Origin of the sequence: Chloroflexus sp. MS-CIW-1 (genome assembly GCF_030444705.1) — a bacterium.
GTDB lineage: Bacteria > Chloroflexota > Chloroflexia > Chloroflexales > Chloroflexaceae > Chloroflexus.
In genome coordinates this window covers 2,557,289-2,576,890 of record NZ_JAUBWR010000001.1, presented here as the reverse complement: position 1 = coordinate 2,576,890, position 19,602 = coordinate 2,557,289, and the positions used below count along the sequence as shown (strand labels likewise).

At 54.9% G+C, this 19,602-nt stretch carries 18 protein-coding genes; 6 read left to right on the top strand and 12 right to left on the bottom strand.

All coding sequences use genetic code 11. The features are described from left to right. Positions 1-14: 14 nt before the first annotated feature. The gene (locus QTO31_RS19290) at positions 15-452 is read left to right on the top strand and encodes a helix-turn-helix domain-containing protein (protein WP_367620622.1); all 438 of its coding nucleotides are present in this window, start codon (positions 15-17) and stop codon (positions 450-452) included. A gap of 93 nt (positions 453-545) precedes the next feature. Next, the gene (locus QTO31_RS10190) at positions 546-1,355 is read left to right on the top strand and encodes an RNA-guided endonuclease InsQ/TnpB family protein (protein ID WP_367620621.1); all 810 of its coding nucleotides are present in this window, start codon (positions 546-548) and stop codon (positions 1,353-1,355) included. 324 nt (positions 1,356-1,679) lie between these two features. Here QTO31_RS10190 and QTO31_RS10185 read toward each other — a convergent pair whose 3' ends face one another. After that, positions 1,680-2,090: a YbaN family protein gene (locus tag QTO31_RS10185; protein ID WP_301428993.1), complete on the bottom strand. Its 411-nt coding sequence runs from the start codon at positions 2,088-2,090 to the stop codon at positions 1,680-1,682. Between the two features lie 324 nt (positions 2,091-2,414). Between QTO31_RS10185 and QTO31_RS10180 the strand changes: the two genes are divergently transcribed. Further along, positions 2,415-5,525 carry an NACHT domain-containing protein gene (locus QTO31_RS10180; protein ID WP_301428992.1) on the top strand — a complete coding sequence of 1,037 codons (3,111 nt, stop codon included), beginning with the start codon at positions 2,415-2,417 and terminating at the stop codon, positions 5,523-5,525. A gap of 143 nt (positions 5,526-5,668) precedes the next feature. Beyond that, positions 5,669-5,920 carry a hypothetical protein gene (locus QTO31_RS10175; protein WP_031458810.1) on the top strand — a complete coding sequence of 84 codons (252 nt, stop codon included), beginning with the start codon at positions 5,669-5,671 and terminating at the stop codon, positions 5,918-5,920. A gap of 180 nt (positions 5,921-6,100) precedes the next feature. On the opposite strand, the gene QTO31_RS10170 is transcribed toward QTO31_RS10175, so the two are convergent. The 11 genes from QTO31_RS10170 to QTO31_RS10120 form a co-directional block, all read right to left on the bottom strand. Then, the gene (locus QTO31_RS10170) at positions 6,101-7,126 is read right to left on the bottom strand and encodes a branched-chain amino acid ABC transporter permease (protein ID WP_301428991.1); all 1,026 of its coding nucleotides are present in this window, start codon (positions 7,124-7,126) and stop codon (positions 6,101-6,103) included. Between the two features lie 3 nt (positions 7,127-7,129). Beyond that, positions 7,130-8,605: a branched-chain amino acid ABC transporter permease gene (locus QTO31_RS10165; protein WP_301428990.1), complete on the bottom strand. Its 1,476-nt coding sequence runs from the start codon at positions 8,603-8,605 to the stop codon at positions 7,130-7,132. A 210-nt stretch (positions 8,606-8,815) separates the two neighbouring features. Continuing rightward, positions 8,816-9,523: an ABC transporter ATP-binding protein gene (locus tag QTO31_RS10160; RefSeq protein WP_301428989.1), complete on the bottom strand. Its 708-nt coding sequence runs from the start codon at positions 9,521-9,523 to the stop codon at positions 8,816-8,818. Continuing rightward, positions 9,520-10,290 (bottom strand): ABC transporter ATP-binding protein, encoded by a 771-nt coding sequence (locus tag QTO31_RS10155; protein WP_301428988.1) that lies wholly within the window; start codon positions 10,288-10,290, stop codon positions 9,520-9,522. Before QTO31_RS10155 ends, QTO31_RS10160 begins: the two co-directional genes overlap by 4 nt. A 65-nt stretch (positions 10,291-10,355) precedes the next feature. Then, positions 10,356-11,720, bottom strand: a complete 1,365-nt coding sequence (locus tag QTO31_RS10150; RefSeq protein WP_301428987.1) for a substrate-binding domain-containing protein — start codon at positions 11,718-11,720, stop codon at positions 10,356-10,358. 68 nt (positions 11,721-11,788) lie between these two features. Next, a complete protein-coding gene (locus tag QTO31_RS10145; RefSeq protein WP_301428986.1) occupies positions 11,789-12,151 on the bottom strand; it encodes a hypothetical protein in 363 nt (120 codons plus the stop codon). Continuing rightward, positions 12,148-12,933, bottom strand: a complete 786-nt coding sequence (locus QTO31_RS10140) for an enoyl-CoA hydratase/isomerase family protein (RefSeq protein ID WP_301428985.1) — start codon at positions 12,931-12,933, stop codon at positions 12,148-12,150. Before QTO31_RS10140 ends, QTO31_RS10145 begins: the two co-directional genes overlap by 4 nt. Further along, on the bottom strand, positions 12,930-13,319 hold the full coding sequence (locus QTO31_RS10135; protein WP_301428984.1) for a MaoC family dehydratase: 390 nt from the start codon (positions 13,317-13,319) through the stop codon (positions 12,930-12,932). Before QTO31_RS10135 ends, QTO31_RS10140 begins: the two co-directional genes overlap by 4 nt. 14 nt (positions 13,320-13,333) lie before the next feature. After that, the gene (locus tag QTO31_RS10130) at positions 13,334-14,110 is read right to left on the bottom strand and encodes an alpha/beta fold hydrolase (protein WP_301428983.1); all 777 of its coding nucleotides are present in this window, start codon (positions 14,108-14,110) and stop codon (positions 13,334-13,336) included. A gap of 75 nt (positions 14,111-14,185) precedes the next feature. Then, positions 14,186-15,253 carry an alpha/beta fold hydrolase gene (locus tag QTO31_RS10125; protein ID WP_301428982.1) on the bottom strand — a complete coding sequence of 356 codons (1,068 nt, stop codon included), beginning with the start codon at positions 15,251-15,253 and terminating at the stop codon, positions 14,186-14,188. A gap of 16 nt (positions 15,254-15,269) precedes the next feature. Then, positions 15,270-16,811: an acyl-CoA synthetase gene (locus tag QTO31_RS10120; protein ID WP_301428981.1), complete on the bottom strand. Its 1,542-nt coding sequence runs from the start codon at positions 16,809-16,811 to the stop codon at positions 15,270-15,272. Positions 16,812-17,083: 272 nt separating this feature from the next. On the opposite strand from QTO31_RS10120, the gene QTO31_RS10115 reads away from it, so the two are divergent. Beyond that, positions 17,084-18,580, top strand: a complete 1,497-nt coding sequence (locus tag QTO31_RS10115) for a hypothetical protein (protein WP_301428980.1) — start codon at positions 17,084-17,086, stop codon at positions 18,578-18,580. A gap of 20 nt (positions 18,581-18,600) precedes the next feature. Continuing rightward, positions 18,601-19,389 (top strand): FkbM family methyltransferase, encoded by a 789-nt coding sequence (locus QTO31_RS10110; protein WP_301428979.1) that lies wholly within the window; start codon positions 18,601-18,603, stop codon positions 19,387-19,389. Positions 19,390-19,602 lie beyond the last annotated feature (213 nt).

The window sequence follows — 19,602 nt, the reverse complement described above, 5'->3', positions numbered from 1 at the left end:
AAGAAGGCCAAACGATGCAACTAACCCACAAGATCGCCCTTTGTCCGACTCCTGAGCAGGTGGATTACTTCAAGCGCGCCTGCGGCACGGCCCGGCGCGTCTGGAACTGGGCGCTCAATGAATGGAACAAACAATACGCAGCAGGCGGCAAGCCGAACGCAATGGCGCTCAAAAACAGTTCAACGCCATCAAATACACCGACCCACAGTGGCTCGATGAGAACGGACGGCCGTGGTTGCGAGACATTCACCGGGACGCACACGCCCAGCCGTTTGCTCATCTCGCCAAAGCCTGGGAAAGATTCTTCACCGACCTCAAGGCTGGCAAAGAGGCGCACGCACCGCGCTTCAAGAAAAAGGGGCGTTGCCGCGACAGCTTTTATGTTGCCAACGACAAGTTCCGTCTGGACGGCAAGACGATCCGTCTGCCCAAGATCGGCGACGTCGCCATGACCGAGGAACTGCGATTCAAAGGAAAGATACTGGGCGCGACGGTCTCGCGCACGGCGGATCGTTGGTTTGTGGCAATACAGGTCGAAGTGCCCGATGCGCAATGCTATCGGCGTCGCACGGCGCACGAGGTCAACGGCATCGACTTGGGCGTTACGGCTGCCGCAACGATCTCCAGCGGCGAAGTCATCGAAGCGCCAAAGCCGCTCAACGCAGCGCTGCGTCGCCTCAAGATCTCGCGGTCGGCGTCTCAGCCGCAAGCTGGAAGCCGCCAAAGAGATGGCGGGGTTTGGACGCCATGCCCGCCTGCCCAAAGGAACGCGCCTGCCGGTCTCGAACAACCGGCAGAAGTCCGCTGCGACATTGGCAAGGCTGCATGCCCGCCTTGCCAATCTCCGAGCGGACTTTACTCATAAGCTCACGACTCGACTCTGCCGCGAAAACCAAGCGTTAGTGATCGAGGATGTAAACGTCAAGGGGATGCTCGCGAACGAGAAGCTCGCTCGCGCCATCTCTGACGTGGGCTTTGGGATGTTGCGCTCGCAGTTGGAATACAAGGCGAAACGCTACGGAACGCGGTTGGTTATTGCTGATCGCTGGTATCCAAGTAGCCGACTGTGCTCCATCTGTGGCTGGAAGAACGAGGCGCTGACATTGAGCGATCGAGAATGGGTGTGTGCCGAGTGTGGTGCGCACCATGACCGAGACCTCAATGCGGCGCTGAACCTGAAACGGCTGGCAACCGAAACTGCCCTACCCGTGGCGAGTCCGACCAGTAATGGCGGCGCTGCAGCGGGGACCGTCCCCGCCGCAGCCGGGAAAGTCACGCTTGTCAGAGACGACGGTGGTCATCAAGACACGTCGGGGCAGGAAGAGAACCGTGCGCACCTTTGCGCACTTTCTTGATAGCAGTGAGGGATAGTCTCCTTACCTCTTGACAATTGCGGTCGCTTTCGGTATTCTGTGTACCATAATTGAAATTAATTTTCGTATTATGAAAAACGCTATGCTTCAAGTGGAGGCATTATGCTCATCTGTGTCGCTCTGTTCTTGGGCAGATCGTTCGTCGAATAGAGCAGAAACTGCAAATGTTGCACACCCTTATGGCATACATTTGAAATAGGCGTGGCTTCCACTGCACTCGCCCTAGAACACAGACCGGAGGGCCGCGCTAGGTAGGCGCAGCGGTTGGGAGGCATCGGCGGCGGGTACGTGATGTTCGTTGTCCGGTCATTGAACAGTACGCAAACGAAGCAGGACAAGTGTCTTCACCATTGCCAGCCCGATCAGGAGACCCCGCATAAAGATACTTTCTACCAGAAACAGCGCTGCTCCGCCTAACAAACCCCAGACAAGGAGGAAGGTAACGATTTTGGTCTGAAGCGTCAGTCCACGCTTTTCCCGCCAAGTGGTGATCACCGGTCCGAAAAAGCGGTTTGTTATCAACCAGCGATAGAGCCGTTCTGAGCTGCGGATGTAGCAAGCGGCCGCGATCAAGATGAATGGGGTGGTTGGAATACCTGGAACCACAATGCCTAGTGTTCCGATAAGCAGCGCCAATGAGCCAACGGTCAGCAGAATAACCCGAAGGATCAGGTTTTTTCGGGTGCGCTGTGTGTGTTCATCACGGTTTTGTTTCATTACCCATTCCTCCGTATGGAACAGTCAACTGCACGGACAAATACCTATTTCGCCTTACGTTGTCGTGTGAAGCCTTATTGCGTGGTTATTGAGATACTATCTCAACTATTATACCATTACGCCAAAGGTAGATCGTCAGAGAACAAAGATCGCGACAATACCGGTAGGAGTGGGTCCCCAACCCGTCTACTCTCTCCTTTCCGTTCTCCTTTGGCGGAGAGGAGGGGCAGAACTAGAGGTACGTCTGCTGCCCGCTTTGCCGCATTCCTGGCGTATAATAACGTCAATAGTCGCTGATCACTCATTCTCGACGGTAAGACATCTATGCCTGTACGTACCATCCTGATCATGTTGGTGAGTGCGTTGTTGTTGGGGTCGGGAATCATCGTGTATCCGACCGCCGTCCAAACCCCTTCCCCGCCTGCGACCACACCGCTGCCTTCCACACCGACGCCGGTTGTTTCAGCAACACCCCAGACTGGCGCGTTGTCTGCCGATGAGCTGGGCAGGTGCTTCAACGAACCGCTCGTATGTCTGATCAACCTGGTTGTTACTGGGAATCCATGGCTAGCGGTTGTGTTGATCGGCGTTGTGATTGCGCTTGCCGTTATCGAACCCTGGCGCACGCGGTTTGTGCGTTGGTTTGACCGGCTGACTGGCGGGCAGAAGCGAGACATCCGAGATGATGCAGAGCGTGAATGGGAGAGGGAAGAGATTGTAGAGCAGCTCTCATATAAGAAGCGGCGACGGCAGGCGCCTGCGGGCCGCGAGCGCTACTTGCAGCGGCTGGAGCGTGATATGCGCCGGATGGCGAAGATTCCGGCGTTGGGTCGTGAACAGCGCGAATTGAACCTCGAGCAGGTCTATATTCCGCTGTACGTGGTCGAACGCGAGCAGATCGAGCGCTTTCAGGCCTATTTGCTTGGTAAAGATGACTCGCGCCGTGAAGCATACAAAGCGGTGGATACCAGCCGGCCGGTGTTCCGCCTGTTGAGTGAACCAAACCTTTTGCCGAAGACGAAATCCGAAAAACCGGCAGACCCTGAACAGACCACCACCCGGCTGCTGCTGGTGGGGCGGGCCGGTAGTGGTAAGACGACAACGCTCCATTACGGAGCGCTGGTGCTGGCACAGGCGTGGCGTGACAAACGAGGGCTGCACCTCATCCGCCAACGGTTGGAACTCTTCACCGACCGCTGCCCGTTCCCGATCTACGCCCGTCTGACCGAACTGATGACGTATGTGCGCAACCGGTATCAGGCTCAGGACCTGGTCGGTGCACCGGCTTCGGTATTGCTCGATGCCCTCGACGAGCTGGTGCGGCGCGATGTACCTGACTTGCCGACCAACATGGTGAGCGATTGGGTCAAAGAGGGTGGGTGTGTGCTAATGCTCGATGGTCTGGATGAGACCGGCGATGCCGAGGAGCGCGGCCATACCATCGACCTGATCAACAGTCTGGTGCGGGAATATCCGCATAATCGCTATCTGCTGGCCAGTCGCCCGTTTGAAGGGTTGAGTGAGCGGCTATCGGGATTCGTCGAGCGTCATTTGCGTCCGTTAGATGCAGACGATATTAAGCGTCTCCTGAACAATCTCTTTCGGGCACTACGCTTACCGGCAGAGCAAGCCGCAGATGAGTATCACGATCCCACCACTCTCGTGCCGGAAGCTGCCGAACTGTGGCAGAGTCTCGAACGTAATCCGCGGCTGTTCGATATGGCGACCAATCCCCTGCTATTGACCAGTATGGCGGTGTTGGTCGAAGGGCGTGAGCCGCTGCCGGTAGAGCGGGCCAAAATCTACGAAAAGCTGGTACGGCTGACGATTGAAGCTTGGCGCAAGGCGCAACTGAGTCGCGACCGGCCGGGGGTCGTGGTCAGACTGTTCGAGGAGAGTGACGACAGTGTGCGTCTGCGCTTGCAGTTGTTGGCGGCGGCGATGCTCGAAAAGGAGCAGCGTGAAGTGACCTTAACTCAGGCCCGCGAGGTGCTGCGGCCGGTCTATCGGGCAAATAACCCCGATTGGAATGACGAGCGGTGTGATGCGTATATCCGCGAGCTGCTCGCACAGCTTGCCTTGCATAGCGGGTTACTGCAAGCCCGTGACATCGACTCGCTCTTCAGTTTTGCCCATTTCACGCTACAGGAATACCTAGCCGCTCGTTATTACACCGAGCAAGGGCGTGACAAGGAAGCGAAAGTCCGCCGTTTGGTCGAGCGCTGGGCAGAACCGCGCTGGCGCGAGACGATTCTGCTGGCGATTGGCCACGAAGCGACCAGCGGCTCGCGTGAGACGGCGCAGCAAATGATTATGCAATTGCTTGCAACCGGCGATCCTGAAGCCATCATCCTGGCCGGCGATGGTTTGGACGAAGCGAATGCACGTACTGTGGGTGAGCTAACCCCCCAGCGAGTTGAGGTAGCCAACCGCCTCCGCGAGCTTGCCGCGCTCACCCCGGCCTGGCGTCAGGTTGCCCATCCCGATCCGGTGGTGCGTAACCGCGCCGCGCTGATCCTTGACCGGCTCGGCGAGGATAACGACCGCCCCGGCCTCGATCCAACCAGAGCCGACTACTGGGCCGAACGTATCGAAGCGGGTGAGTTCAGCATGGGCGATGACGAGGGTCTGTATGGTAGTAAAAAACCGCAATTCATCTACCGCATCAACCGCCCCTTTGCCCTGGCCCGCTTTCCGGTCACCAACCGGCAGTACCTGCGCTTCCTCGAGGCCTTGGCGGGGCGCGGCGATCGGGCGGAGGTAAACGCTGCCCGGCAGGTATTGGCAGAATGGCAGCGGACTAAGTTGTCAAATGACATGCTACGCCCGAGTGTCTGGTCTGGCGCCCGCTACCGGCCCGGTGAGGGGAATCTGCCGGTGGCGGGCGTCACCTGGTACGCGGCCAGCGCTTTTGCCCGCTGGGTAGACATCTGGCTCCATACGATTGGGGTGCTGAGTACAGGTGAAGAAGTGCGCTTGCCCAGCGAAGCCGAGTGGGAGCGAGCGGCGGCCTATCCGGTCGTCTTACCGGCAGGTGCACCGCGAGCCGGGCGTCGCACCTATCCCTGGGGCAAGCAGTTGACAGCAACGCCCGCATCGAGTATTGTATCAAGTATTGAAGCAAATGTCAGGGCCAGTGGAATTAACCACCCCTCTGTCGTTGGCATCTTCCCACACGGCGCGGCAGCCTGTGGCGCCGAAGACATGGCGGGGAATGTTTGGGAATGGTGCAGTACGAGGTACGTTCCGTATCCATTAGGAGCAGATATTAAACCAGAAAGTTTTTACAATCTGACACGAGATAGAACATTTGTGCTGCGCGGCGGCTCGTGGAACGTCGCTGCTTCGAATGCGCGTTGCGCCTTCCGCTTCGACGACTACCCTAATGGCGACTACGACGGTTGGGGTTTTCGTCTCGCCCGTTTATTCTCCTGAGTCTTTATGTCTTTTTGACTTTTTGTCATGATACAGTGTAAAGAGTTTTTGCTCCTCACTAGATCGATGCGATCATAAGCAGGGGGTGTGGGGGACGGCTAGTCCCCCACCCGCAATGGAAGGTATGAAGTAAGTGTGCAGTGATGAAGACGTATCGGCAGTTGTATCCGCAGGTGTACGATTTTGAAAATCTCTACGCTTCCTACCGCGCCGCCCGGCGCGCAAAGCGTGGGCGGGCAGAAGTTGCCCGTTTTGAGGTTAGAGTTGAAGATGAGTTGTTCCGCTTGCAAGACGAGCTGCGTAACGAAACGTATCGCCCCGGTACGTATCGGAACTTCTACATTTACGAGCCGAAGAAGCGTAAAATCAGTGCCGCTCCTTTCCGAACTTCGTAGCGCATCGACGTTTGAAACGACCCGTAATGGTACCTTTCCAGCGTCGGCTGCGAATGCTACAAGGAGAATGCACCACAGCGAGCACAGAGAGCACGGAGAGGTGCGGAGGGTTTTATCAAACCTCTGTGCCCTCTGTGCTCTCTGTGGTAATCCATTCGTGATCGCTGCAATGGACTGCCTTCACGACCGTACCGTTAATTCCTGCCAGCGGCGACGCCACTGCTCAAGCCAGCTTATACCGCGAAGTCGCCACGTGCCGACGATCCCGTAAGGCAGGAAGAGCACAATCAGAATGTAAACAATTCCGAAGAGTAGCGGCCAGCTTGGGCCGAAGAGCACATTAAGCCAGTACCCCAACAACTGGATAACACCGGCACCGAGCATTGGCCCGATCAACGAACCAACCCCGCCGATGATAGTCATGAGCAGGGCATTGATAGTGGTGGCAACACTGAGCACTGCGGGATTGGCATTGAGGTTCCACAGCGCATTGAGCGCACCGGCAAGCGCAGCCATGATCCCACTCACCGTAATAGCGATAAGCTTAAAGATCAACGTGTTGTAGCCCAGCACCTTCGCTCGCACTTCGTTATCGCGGATCGCCATCATCACCCGACCGGTCGGCGAGTTAACGATTTGCCGTGCGACGAGGTACATAGCAATCGCGAACCCCAATGCGAGATAATAAAAGCGCAGCCGTTCAGTCGTTGGGCTGATCCACGCCGGAACCGGGATACTCTGTAACCCATCTTCGGCGCCCGTCCATTGGCGAAAGTCGGTTGCCTCCGCCAGTAGAAAGAACATCTGGGCAAACGCGAGCGTTACCATTGCGAAGTAGACGCCACTCACGCGCAACGAGAGGAGACCAACAATCAGACTCTGCACAATGGCGATGACGATAACGGCCACTAATGCCGAACCGAGGTCCCAGCCGGCGTGCTTGAGCAGGATACCAATCGTATAGGCGCCGGTACCGAAGAAGAGCGCATGCCCGAAGGAGAGGATACCGGTGTAGCCCATCAGAATATCGTAGCTCATTGCGAAGACGGCTAGGATGAAGACCTGGATGAGCATTCCCTGCCAGAATTTGGGGACGCCGCTGTCAATCGGTTGACCGGTGAGCATGGCAATCATATACGGAAAGATAACCAGGCCACCGATCAGGCCCAGGCCTGCCCATTGTGGTGCTTTGAGACGTGCCAGCATCAACTACTCCTTCTTCCCAAACAGACCTGCCGGACGCAGCAGAAGTACCAGCGCCATAATTAAGACGGTGGAGGCACGGGCAATGGAAGGTGAAAAAGACATCGCTTCACTCATCCACGGCAGTTGAATGCCGGTCAGAACGATCTGGTCGCCAAAGGCACGGGCCAGGCCAACGAGCAATGCACCAAGCGCAGCACCGGTGAAGCTCCCCATTCCACCGATCACGACGGCAATGAATGCCTGTAATTGAAATTCCTGGCCGAGACCAGGGCTGATGCCAAGAAATGGCGCCGCAGCGACCCCACCGAGTGCTGCCAGGCCGGCGCCAAGCGCGAAGACGAGGGTAAAGACGCGACGGACGTTGATCCCTAGCGCCTGAACCATTTCACTGTCCTGAACACCGGCTCGAATGATCATCCCTAGCCGGGTACGCTGCAAGAGAATGGCAGTGCTGATAAACATCACAAGACCAAGCGTGATGATAAACACTCGATAGCTGGGAAAAGGACGACCGAGCACATCAATACTCGCACAGTTATCTTGTAGCCAGGCGATCAGGTTTGGCGATGGACAGCCTGGCCCGCGTCGGCTAAACCATTCAGGGAGTTCCATAAAATAGCCACCCGGTCCCCAGATCGCTTTGACCAGTTCGGTACCCACGAAGACGAGGCCCAGCGTAACCAGGACTTGATAGATCGGACGGCTGTACAATGGACGAATCAGGCTCCATTCCATCAAGGCACCTAAAGCTGCACCGCTGCCAGCACCGATCAAGAGCGCCAGCAGGAAGCGAAGGTTTGAGTTGAGGCTCAGCAGACCACTTTCGGCATTCGAGCGCAGCGGTGCAATCACCAGTGCCAGGGCGATCATGCCGAGCGGTACGAGGAGTTTCACTGACAGCGGTTGTTGAGCGTACTCTTTGCCAACAAGAAACGCTACTCCTGCAATCAGACCGGCTATTGTCAAGCCCAGCGTGCGCGCCACAAAGAGCGTGGTTGGCTCTTGGGCCTGCTCGGTTGGTATCCGGCCACCCGAACTGAGCGCAGTGGTTGCCAGTGGCGCTAGCTCGAAGCCCCACATTGCCATCATCGCAACAACGACGGCGCCGATCCAGAATACCCAACCCGACACCTGTATGCGCTTCACCGGTAACCAGCCGGCCAGTATCCAACCGGCAACAAACGCGATCACAAACGGGAGTGTATTCAGCAACAGGCGTGGATTTGCATACAGGGTAAAACCAACATAGGCCCCGATCATAAAGAGTGTGCCATGGGCGAAGTTGAGCACATCCATTAGACCGAAGATGAGTGAGAGGCCGGATGTGACCAGAAAGTAGAGCGCACCTAGCGTTAACCCGGAAAGTAGAATACTGGCAAGGACCCTAGGCTCGTAAGTTGTGGTTGCCCAATACGCAAAAAGAATTATTGCCCCAATCCCGATTATCAGTCCACGACGATACTTGATCCATTCGATCATGCCAACCCTCATTCTTGCAGCGTTGCTTTATTCGTTTTTCAGCTAATGACCGTCTCTCGCTCGGTAGTGCAGGTACCATTCCTGGTTTTTACCGTTTCAATCCAGGCTATCGTTGGCAAACGGTGCTCCCATCGCACCGGCTTCTGCTCTACCCGACAGTCCTCACACCGCACTATCCGCGATCACCTGCCACGCGCTCAGGATGTACCACTACCCTGCTCCCAGATAGCGGTTGATCGTAGCGTGATCGTGTATCAGATCGGCCATCCGACCGTGTTGCACATTCCGACCGTCGTCGAGAATGTAGTATTCGTCGGCCAGTTGGGCGGCCATCGCAAAGTTTTGCTCGACAAGTAAAATGGTCGTTTCGGTCGCCATCTGCCGAAGTGCGGTCATAATCTGCTCGACAATAATTGGCGCCAGCCCTTCACTCGGTTCATCGATAAGCAGCAGACGGTTATCGGCTACCAATGCTCGTGCGATTGCCAGCATCTGCTGTTGACCGCCGGAAAGTTTACCGCCGGGGTGGCGGTAAAACCGCTTTAGGTCAGGGAAGAGGGTCATAATAAAATCACTGCGCCGTTTCAGATCGCCGCGTTGTCGTTCAGCTAGACGCAGATTCTCTTCGACGGTCAAATCACGAAAAATGGCGCGATGTTCGGGAACGTAGCCAACCCCGAGTCGGGCAATCACGTAAGCAGGCTTTCCGTGTATCGGTTCGCCAGCTAGACGGATGAAACCGCTACGTGGAGGGTTCAGGCCCATAATAGAGCGCAACGTCGTCGTCTTTCCGGCACCGTTACGACCAAGCAGGGCCGTGATACTACCGGCACGCACCTTTAGCGAAACCCCTTCCAGGATATGGAATTGCCCGATAAAGGTGTGAATATGTTCAACTTCCAGTAGCACATCGCTCATTGCCGACCTCCGGTGAAGGCCGTTCCCAGATAGGCTTCACGTACCGTCTGATTAGCACTGATCTCAGCCGGACTACCCTCAGCCAACACACGCCCCTGATGCATAACTGTTATTGTTTCGGCCAGACTCATCACCACTGACATATTGTGTTCGACGATTAAGATGGTTTTGTTCGTTCCTCGCCGAATCTGCCGCAGCAAATCGAGCAAGATCGGCACCTGTTCAGTCGCCATTCCGGCGGTCGGTTCATCGAGGAGCAGCACTTCGGCATCGCCGGCCAGCAAAATTGCCAGTTCGAGACGGCGTTTATCGCCGTGAGGTAAGGTGGCAGCGATCTGTAATGCTCGCTCGTGCAATCCAACCTGTTGTAGGGCTGCGTAGGCTTGCTCGGTATATTGGTGCAAATGTGTTGCCGGTTTCCACAAGCGAAAGTTATCGCCACCACGCGCCTGAGCGGCCAGTCGCACATTTTCCAGGACGGTCAACGTTGGAAAGATGTTGGTGATCTGGAACGACCGCCCGATACCGAGATGTGCCATCTTGTGCAGTGGCAGGTGAGTAATGTCGCGATCACGAAACACTACCCGGCCACTTGTTGGTTTCAGATATCCACTGATCAGATTGAACAGTGTCGTCTTTCCGGCGCCATTCGGCCCGATAATGGCGTGCACACTACCGCTACGCACCTTCAGATCAACGTGATCAACGGCGCGTAAGCTACCAAAATCGCGGGTTAAGGCATGGGTTTGAATGATCCACTCGCTCACGAACACTCCTTCATTGCCAACCAGCACCGCGCACAACAATACGTGTGCGCGGTGTGCTCACATTGTTACTTGCAGCGTCCTAATGCTGCCGGTACTGCACAAGGTGGTGCAGTCTGTTCTGGGGTAAAGAGCGTGACCAGCTCAAAGAACTTGAAATCGGGATCGGTCGTATTGAGGAGACGTACCAGAGTCATCGGCTGTAACAGAACGTGGTCTTCTGGCCGTACTGTGTACTTACCCTTCGGGCCATCAAACGTCATCCCTTCCAAAGCGGCGATCAATCGGTCGGCAGTCGGGTCGCCGTTGGTCTTCTCAAGCGCCTTAACCAGCATGATCGCCGCATTGAAACCACTCTCGGTGAAGAGATCAGGGGGCACGCCGTATACGGCTTTGTGACGCTCAACCAGCCAGTTATTCACCGGATTATCAAACAGGCTATAGTGATAAACACTCACTCCTACAGAACCAATCGCATCGGCGTAGCCGTTCACCATCGTTTGGTTATCGCCAAAACCGGTTGCTACGGTCATGACATCGAAGACGCCCAGTTGTTGCATTTGTTGGAACATTGGCACGAAGCCGGTACCCGACCAGGTGACGATTAAGACTTCTGCCCCTGAGTCGAGCAACTGATTGATGTATGGCGTAAAGTCGGTGGTATCCGGTGGGGCAAAGACGGTACCGACACCTTCAGGCGTATCGTTGAGCACAAATTCGCCACCTAGCGCCTTCACCGTCAGATAGAATGCACCGGCTGAACCGCGCCCAAAGGCGTTATCCTGCGCAATCTGCACGAATTTTTTACCGGTTTGCAAGAGCGCAGCACTCATCGTCAATGCGTCTTGCACACTCGTGCGGCCGGCGCGGAAGGTATAGATGTTGAAGTTTTCGCCGGTAAGTGCTGGTGTTGCTGCCGGTGCGGCAATGTAAACAATCTTGTTTTCCGCAGCAACTGCCGAGACGGCCAGGGCCACCGGCGAGCTGGGTGAACCAACCAGTACATCGGCCCCATCACTCTCAATCGCCTCGCGTGCCAGCGAAACGCCGGTTTCCGGGTTACTGGCAGTATCTTTCACCACGACCTTGATCGGGCGTCCGGCAACCTGATTGGTGCCGTTGGTCGCATACTCCAGCCCAAGCGTAAAGCCGCGTTCGAGCATTGGACCGTAAATTGCCAGCAGCCCAGAGTTGTCGGTCAGCAGACCGACCACAATCGGTTCTCCGGTTGATGCCGCCGCGGTCGGGGCTGCGGTTGGCTCAGGTGCTGTGGTTGGTACGGCGGTTGGTTCGGGTGCAGCGGTTGGTGCAGCAGTTGGCGCAGGCGCTGTCGTTGGCTGCGCGGTTGAGCCACTGCCGCATGCACTCAAGGCGAGGGCGAAGACTATCAGCAGGGTGATAGTCAGTTGGCGGACGAGGCGGACAGTTTGCATCGGTGACACTCCTTTTTGGTAGACATCTGCAATATTCCGGCGGGCAGTTGCCCGAACATAGTGACAATTCACGATTGTGGTACCATCACCAGCGCCTCGCCATCCACGATCAGGCGGTTGTCACTGCCAGTACAGGTAGTACGCAGCGTGACCAGGGGCTTATCGGGTCGAATGTGGGTGATGGTAACCGTAGCGGTTAATGTCTCTCCAACCTGTGCAACATCAAGAAAAGTGAACAGTTGGCGGAGATAAACAGATCCGGCGCCAGGAAGTTCAACTCCCAGCACTTGCGAAAAGAGTGCGCCAATGAGTGGTTCGGGCACGGTATGCAGGGGCTGATCGCCACAGAGGGCTGCATATTCGTCTACCAGTTGTTGATCAATAACTCGCTGCACACTTGCCTGCATTCCTATGGTCAGTGGCCTCATCATGCGTTCTCCGTAGGTGCAATCGCCCGCTGGCGATCTTGAAACGCTTGTAACCCAATATCAGCCTCAACCGACCGAATGTGGGTGCAAAATAGTTCCCGTTCGCGATGCAGTTCGGCGATAATCCGATCACGTTCGGCCCAGAGCAAGTGGCGAGTACAGGCTACACTTCCCGGCATCTGGGTAGCGATCTGGTAGGCCAGCGCCTGTGCCTCTTCTGTAAGATGACCATTGGCCACAAGCCGATTGGCTAATCCCCATGCAACCGCTTCCTCGGCCGTGATCGAACGTTCGAGGAGGAGGATTTCAGTGGTGCGGCGATGGCCGATCAAGCGGGGTAACAGGACAGTCCAACCGCCTTCCGGACACAGACCGAGGGTTGTGGCATGGGAAGTAAAACGGGTTTTAGGTGTTACCAGAACGACATCGGCTACTAACACTAACCCGATAGCACTCCCACTAACCGGCCCTTGCACGGCGGCAATCAGCGGAACCGGCAACTCGATGCACGCAAGCATAACCTGATGCAACAGCCTGAGCACGTAGTCGGCATAGGCAACGCGATCGATCTGAGCAACCAGTTCAGCCAGATCGGTGCCTTCTGAAAAGGACTCACCGTTCGCCTGTATCACAACAGCTCGTAAACCGTGATGCTGGCGTACTTCGGTGAGACGACGTAACAGGATTGTCAACAGATCCGGGTTTAGCCGATTCTGCCGTGCGGGTTGGTTGAGCGTGAGCGTCACAATCGGGCTATGGGTAACCATGGTAACTGCGTCATTCATGCCCTTATCTCTAGTTCTGTTTCCCCGCTACAGGCCATCTTTCTGTCTTGACGGGTAACACTCACCGCACAGCGGATTGTAGTTTCCTGTCGTTCTATCACTTCTACCTCAATCGTTACCTGATCGTCAGCAAAGACCGGATTAGTAAAGCTGAGTGTTTGCGTTCGCTGTACTGCCTGTGGCGCCAGTATCCGTAGTGCTGCTCGGATATGGCCGTAGAGCAGCATACCGTGGGCAATCGTGCGACCGAAACGGCTAGTAGCTGCGACAACCGGATCGATATGGATTGGGTTCGTATCACCACTGATCACTGCAAAGCGATTGATTTCCGCCTGCGTGATCGTGTGTGTTCGCTGATAGCGTGTACCTACCGGGAGCATATCCATTGTCAGTATTCCCTTCAGGAAGAACGAGCCTGAGCCAGATGCGGCACGAGCAAGGCCAGAAAGCGATCAGGCGCTTCCAGATTCGCCGAATGACCAACGCCTGGAATAATCTGCGGTTCAACCCCAAGCGCTTCAGCCGCCCGACGTACCGTTTCAGTGGTGACCAGTGGATCAAGTTCGCCGCCCATCACCAACGCTGGTACCCCAATCGTGCGTAACCGATCACCCGGTTTCCACTCGCGCAAGGCATCGATGGCGCCGTTGGCTGCGCTGAGCCGCTGACTGTGGCCGATAGTGACTAATTCACGCCACAGGTCGTCTTCGGGAGCAGTGGGCGCCATTGCCTTAATCGCCTGGGCAAAGAAGTCGGGGTTATCTTTCAGCAATTGCTGGCGATCAGGTTGATAGACCTCGTCCGGCATCCCATCAACCCACGGAGGTGCGAGCACGGCAAGCGTGATGACCCGGCCGGGTTGATCGAGAGCCGCCTGCAAGACAATAGCTGCACCCAGCGAGTGACCGACCAGATGGCAGCGCTCGATCCCAAGAGCATCGGTAAATCGCCACAGATCGGCAGCCATTGATGACATCCGATAGTCGCTATCTGGGCCTTGCGTAGCCCCACGACCACGTAGGTCAGGGGCCAGGCCCCGGTAGCCGACAGGCAGCCGTTCGAGCACACGCAGCCACCAGCCACTACTGGCCCAGTTTCCGTGTACGAAGATAATCGGCTCGCCATCGCCGACGTCGAGGTAGTGTACGTTAAGGTCTCCAGCCTGTATCGTTGGCATAGCTAACCCTTTCACACTTTTGCCCGACTTTGTGGCGTGCTGCTGTTTCCCAGCACGCCGCTGCGAAACCTATTCCTACCCATTGCGGAGATGCTCGTGGAACGCAGCGTTGAACTGATCAGGATGCTCGATATACGGTGTATGACCACACTCGGCGAAGACCAGTTCGCGGAATCGGCCTCCGGCTGCGGCATAACGCTCGAGTACGGCCCGCGTCTGACCGATCATCGGCTGTGGCGGATGGACTTCTGCGCCGGGCCAGTTCGGCAGGACACCGAGCTGACCGAGTGTGCCAACATCGAACAACGACATATCGCTGACGATCTGATCATCGGCGCCGCGTATCCAGAGAATCGGCGGCTTGGGATCAGCGGCGATAAAGCGTTCAACCGCATCGCCAACGTAGAGCGGTGAGATCGCGTTGATCGGTCCCCAGACTCCTGGTGCGACCCCTGGCCAGTTTGGTGAGGCTTTGAAATCGCCAGGGTAACGTTGTGGGCCAACCTTCTCGCTCAACATTGAGGCCAACAGCGCCTCTTCGCGGGCCGGACGGAACGGCGGTTTCCAGTAGTATGTGTTCATCACAACCCGCGGCGCTGCCGGCCCTGCTTCTTCGGTTGTATCACCGGCAGCCATCCGTTCAACAAATGCCTGATTGACCGTACCACCACCTGATCCGGCACCATCGGGCCAGCAGAGTTCACCGTTCAACCCTTTACACCCCCCGAAACCGTAGGGAGAACCGGTTGCAACCAGCGTAGCCGTTTTGATCCGCTGGGGCGCTGTGGCAATCAGATTGAAGAGCACAACTCCACCTAGCGAATGACCAACCGCATGACAACGGTTGATCCCTAGCGTATCGAGTAACGCCAGCAAATCATCGACCCAATCACCGCAGCCACGAGTCGCGTTAATGAGTAGGTCTTCGGTTTCGCCATAGCCCCGCAGATCGGGTGCAATCGCCCGAAAACCATCTGGTAATGCGAGCATCGTCTCTTCCCAGAAGGTGGCCGACGAAGCATTACCATGAATGAAGAGCACCGGTTCACCAGCCTCTGGGCCACTGCTCAAAACGTGCATTTGGATACGACTGGTCGCGACCATCGTTGACGTAATACCGGGCAAGGTGGGAATCTTACTCATATGTATCTCCGCTCTGTTATTGCAACTGTTGAAACATCCGCTTCAGAGCCTGCTTATCGATCTTACCGGCACCGGTCTTGGGTAATTCGGGTAAGGTCACAATCCGTTTCGGTAGCTTATACCGGGCCAGGCGCAGACCTGCGAAACTCAGCAATTCCTGGTCAGAAAAGTCCCGATCAGGACGCACGACCACCGCCGCCCAGCCAACTTCACCCCAGTGCGGATCGGGCATGCCAACCAATGCAACTTCGGCCACAGCCGGATGGGCGGCCAGAACACTCTCCACCTCTGCCGGATAGATGTTTTCACCGCCGGAGATAATCACATCTTTCAACCGCCCGACAATCCGATAGCAACCATCAGCATCAAAGCAAGCTAGATCGCCAGTCCGCAGCCAGCCATCGACGAAGGCCGCCGCTGTTTCAGCCGGCTTACACCAGTAACCAGCGCAGACATGCGGGCCACGGATTTGCAACTCACCGATTTCATCAGGCCCACACTCACGGCCATCGGCGGCAACGACGCGCAGATCGATAAACATCAATGGATAGCCAACGGCTCCTGGCTTCACCCGCACCAGTTCAGGCGGCAGCCAAAAGGTATTTGGCCCTGCCTCCGTCAGACCATAACCGGTCTTGAAATCAATGCCGCGCTCCCAGAAGGCATGGAAGACCGGTTCAGGGCATGGGGCGCCACCGCTAATGACGATCCGCATCCGGCTAAAATCAACTGTCGGCCAGCGCGGATGCTGCTGCATAGCGATAAACATGGTTGGCACACCAAAAAAGAGCGTTGCCGGTCCGTGGTCAATTAGATCAAAAACCTGATCGACATTGAAGGTACGGCACACAATCGAGGCGCCGCCAATCTGAACCAATGGCGCTGTAAAGACATTCAGCCCACCGGTATGAAAGAGGGGTGCATTGAGGATCGCGACATCATCAGGGCGAAGACCCCAACTCATAACGGTGTTGACAGCATTTGCAGTAATACTGCGGTAGGTGAGAATCGCGCCTTTAGGGGTACCGGTACTGCCACCGGTGTAGCAAATCACCCACGGATCGTCCCAACTGAGGGGAACTGGTGTGAACTGAGCTGGCAACCCGGCACGTTGATCGATAGTCGGATCGGACGGATCGGCTGGCGGTGCCGCATCAATCGCCAGCCAATGGGCAACGAACGGTGTCTGAGTGCGCAGGGCCAGCGTCGTCGCAGCGTATTCAGGCCCATACGCCAGTACTTTTGGTTCGCCGTCGGCAATCAGATCGCGCAACTCAGGGATGGTAAGCCGCCAGTTCAGTGGTTGCAGAATTGCGCCCAGTTTTGCGCATGCAAACCAGAGATCGAGCAGATCAACACAATTTTGGGCCAGCGTTGCCACCCGATCACCACGCGAAACTCCCAACTCGCGCAGCAGATGAGCGGTACGATTTGCCGTCTCATTCCACTCACGGTACGTAATCGGTCGCATACCGTGCTGGGCATCGAACAACGCCACACTGGTCGGTGACAGTTGGGCGCGTCGACCGAGCCAATCGCCAAGATTCATCACTTCCATGTGTCAACTGCGGCGTCACCGCCGCGATAGCGCAGATGCGCAGCTTACCGCCGGGGATTTGCCGTTAAGGGTAGCAGGTGCGGGTTGCGCGGCGGTAACAAATCGGTAACAGGAAGTGGCGGGGGTGAGAGGAATTAAAAGGCTAGTATCGCCATCTCGTTTGAGGCACGGTAATGTGCTGGTAATCAGTATCGGATATTTTGATAATCGCATCTCACATCTATATATCGTAGCAAAAAGAAAAATAAAATATAGACGGGGGATAGTACTATATGAACAGCATTACTCTTATTCCGCGATTTTTACGTCTGATCCTTGTGTTCTGTATAACGCTCTACGCAGTCTTGGGAATATCGGTATCCTTATCAACACCTGCTCAGAATTTAACAGTATCTGAGGAATGTATACCAGGAACTGCCTGGCGATGGACGCACGGGCCGCTCTTTCCAGAGAAAGCAGATCAGCTTCAGCAGTCACTTCGTTCGATGGGAATCACTGCTCAGGTAACGGCACGTAGTTTTGGTGAGACAGACTCCTGCGGCGAATTTCGGTTGCATGAAGTAGATTTTTTTATAAACATCCGTGAACTGCAAATTGCTACACTGATCGAACAGGATGATATTGTTGAACAGATTAAAACCATCGTTGGCGAACACAAACATCTCAGGCCAGGTCGTCTTCAAATAACCTTGCCAAATGGTGAAACGGTATTTACTCGTCTGTCTTTCGATAAAAATCAACTCGCACCTTCTGATAGCATACCTCTGACCAATGTACTGAATACGACGTTTCTTCCAATAGTTATGCGTTTGCAAGCACCTGCTGAAGTCATTACCAGGAAAGTTTATGTCATTGTGTATGATCCACTCTTAAGTAATGGTCAACACCTCAGTGAGTACTTGCGTTGGCACAGCCACACTGTTCTGACGCAAGAGACGGTAGAGTTCTTCCGCAGAGTAACAGGTGGTATGCTCAATTATGAAATAGTGTATACTACCGTCGTGACAGACGGCTGGCCGAGGAAAATTGATGGGTTTCGTTATAGCGAAGCAGAATATTTGGGCGTTATTCGGGGAACCGTACCACCGCATACCCCTGATAACGTAGACTATAACGCCATTGTGAATTCACCGGTTTTCGATATTTGCGGACGTGCTAATCGTGGGGAAATCGATGAAGTATGGATATATAACGGGCCATGGTTTGGATTCTACGAATCAACACTGGTTGGACCAAATGCGTATTTTTATAATTCACCACCGGTTCCGGGGCCACATACGTGTAACCGACTCATTCCAATAATGGGACCAAGTCCAGAGCGTAGTCTCGATAGTGCCATTCATAACTTTGGTCATCGCGTTGAGTCAACGATGACTAAAGTATACGGAAGCTGGCAACAAAATAGAACGGCTCATAATTGGGAACGTTTTGCTCTCGTTCGCGCCTTGTCTCCCAATTATTCTTACAGTGGATGTGGAAACATTCACTATCCACCTAATGGCTCTCGTGATTATGATTATGCAAATACTGCAACAGTTTTATCGAACTGCGATGATTTTGCTCAATATCCAAACTTGAGTAACCCACTGGACGTTGTAACACCCATCACATGCTCGCGTTGGAATTGTGACCATCTCGGTTTTCTTGAGTTCTGGTTTCGCCATATTCCGGCAAAACAAGGTTGTGGATCAGATACTGTTGCTAATAATTGGTGGAAGTACATGAGTATGCCCGAACTCGCATTAAGCCCTTCTTCGACTTGTCAATGATCTTCAATAAGGATGCAGGAATGATTGCTCGATTTCGATACTACCTGTCGTCAATACCAACTATTCTTGGCCAAATTCGTAACTGGTATGTATGCTTTGGTTTATTATTAACCAAAAAACCGACGATTATCATGTTGAAAAACGGTTGTCGATTCAAAGTACGCAACGTGATGGATGTCTGGATCATCAAAGAGACGTGTCTTGACCGGGATTATGAAACCCATGCGACACCTATCCAGAATGGGTGGGTCGTTATCGATATTGGCGCAGGACTCGGAGATTTTGCAGTTTCCGTCGCGTATGAGCATCCAGCGTGTCACGTGTATGCCTATGAACCATTTCCCGAATCCTTTCGCTTATTGGAAGAAAATATCATATTGAACGGAACTAAAAATGTGATCCCATTCCCTGCCGCTGTTGGAGCAACATCAGAACCAATGACTCTTTTCACCATCGGTACTGCTGTCCAACATTCAACGACAAGCGCTTCGCGCCATGTTCATTCGATAACGGTGAAAGGACTGAGCCTTGACGATGTACTGGAAACAAACGCGATTCCTGTTTGCGATTTTCTGAAGATGGATTGTGAGGGAGGTGAATTCGATATTCTCTTCAGCGCAAGCGAGGCAACGTTGCGAAAAATTAGACATATTTGCCTTGAGTATCATGATGGAGTAACGAAGTTTTCGCATGCCGATTTAGTGGACTATTTGCAAAAAAGAGGGTTTCACGTGCGAACTGCACCTAATCCCGTTCACAACCATTTGGGCTTTCTGTATGCGTTTCGCTCACCGGGCGATGTCATTTGAGTTGGTGGCAGTGTAGTGCATCACTATTGGGTGCTACGCCAATTACGCCGTCTGAGGCATGTTTGGAACCTGACCCTGCCGGCGCAGGAATGGGCATAATCGGCGAACCTTGCTCATTCCACATATGGACGGCGGAAGCTATACTTCCGCCGTCTAAAGTTTTTGTGGAGTGAGCTTTCCCCTCATTGTCCTCGATCCCTTCCTCTACCATAA

Coding starts and splice junctions, on each gene's coding strand:
- QTO31_RS19290 (WP_367620622.1), top strand. CDS start 15: ATGCAACTAACCCACAAGATCGCCCTTTGTCCGACTCCTGAGCAGGTG.
- QTO31_RS10190 (WP_367620621.1), top strand. CDS start 546: ATGCGCAATGCTATCGGCGTCGCACGGCGCACGAGGTCAACGGCATCG.
- QTO31_RS10185 (WP_301428993.1), bottom strand. CDS start 2,090: ATGAAACAAAACCGTGATGAACACACACAGCGCACCCGAAAAAACCTG.
- QTO31_RS10180 (WP_301428992.1), top strand. CDS start 2,415: ATGCCTGTACGTACCATCCTGATCATGTTGGTGAGTGCGTTGTTGTTG.
- QTO31_RS10175 (WP_031458810.1), top strand. CDS start 5,669: ATGAAGACGTATCGGCAGTTGTATCCGCAGGTGTACGATTTTGAAAAT.
- QTO31_RS10170 (WP_301428991.1), bottom strand. CDS start 7,126: ATGCTGGCACGTCTCAAAGCACCACAATGGGCAGGCCTGGGCCTGATC.
- QTO31_RS10165 (WP_301428990.1), bottom strand. CDS start 8,605: ATGATCGAATGGATCAAGTATCGTCGTGGACTGATAATCGGGATTGGG.
- QTO31_RS10160 (WP_301428989.1), bottom strand. CDS start 9,523: ATGAGCGATGTGCTACTGGAAGTTGAACATATTCACACCTTTATCGGG.
- QTO31_RS10150 (WP_301428987.1), bottom strand. CDS start 11,720: ATGCAAACTGTCCGCCTCGTCCGCCAACTGACTATCACCCTGCTGATA.
- QTO31_RS10145 (WP_301428986.1), bottom strand. CDS start 12,151: ATGATGAGGCCACTGACCATAGGAATGCAGGCAAGTGTGCAGCGAGTT.
- QTO31_RS10140 (WP_301428985.1), bottom strand. CDS start 12,933: ATGAATGACGCAGTTACCATGGTTACCCATAGCCCGATTGTGACGCTC.
- QTO31_RS10135 (WP_301428984.1), bottom strand. CDS start 13,319: ATGGATATGCTCCCGGTAGGTACACGCTATCAGCGAACACACACGATC.
- QTO31_RS10130 (WP_301428983.1), bottom strand. CDS start 14,110: ATGCCAACGATACAGGCTGGAGACCTTAACGTACACTACCTCGACGTC.
- QTO31_RS10125 (WP_301428982.1), bottom strand. CDS start 15,253: ATGAGTAAGATTCCCACCTTGCCCGGTATTACGTCAACGATGGTCGCG.
- QTO31_RS10120 (WP_301428981.1), bottom strand. CDS start 16,811: ATGGAAGTGATGAATCTTGGCGATTGGCTCGGTCGACGCGCCCAACTG.
- QTO31_RS10115 (WP_301428980.1), top strand. CDS start 17,084: ATGAACAGCATTACTCTTATTCCGCGATTTTTACGTCTGATCCTTGTG.
- QTO31_RS10110 (WP_301428979.1), top strand. CDS start 18,601: ATGATTGCTCGATTTCGATACTACCTGTCGTCAATACCAACTATTCTT.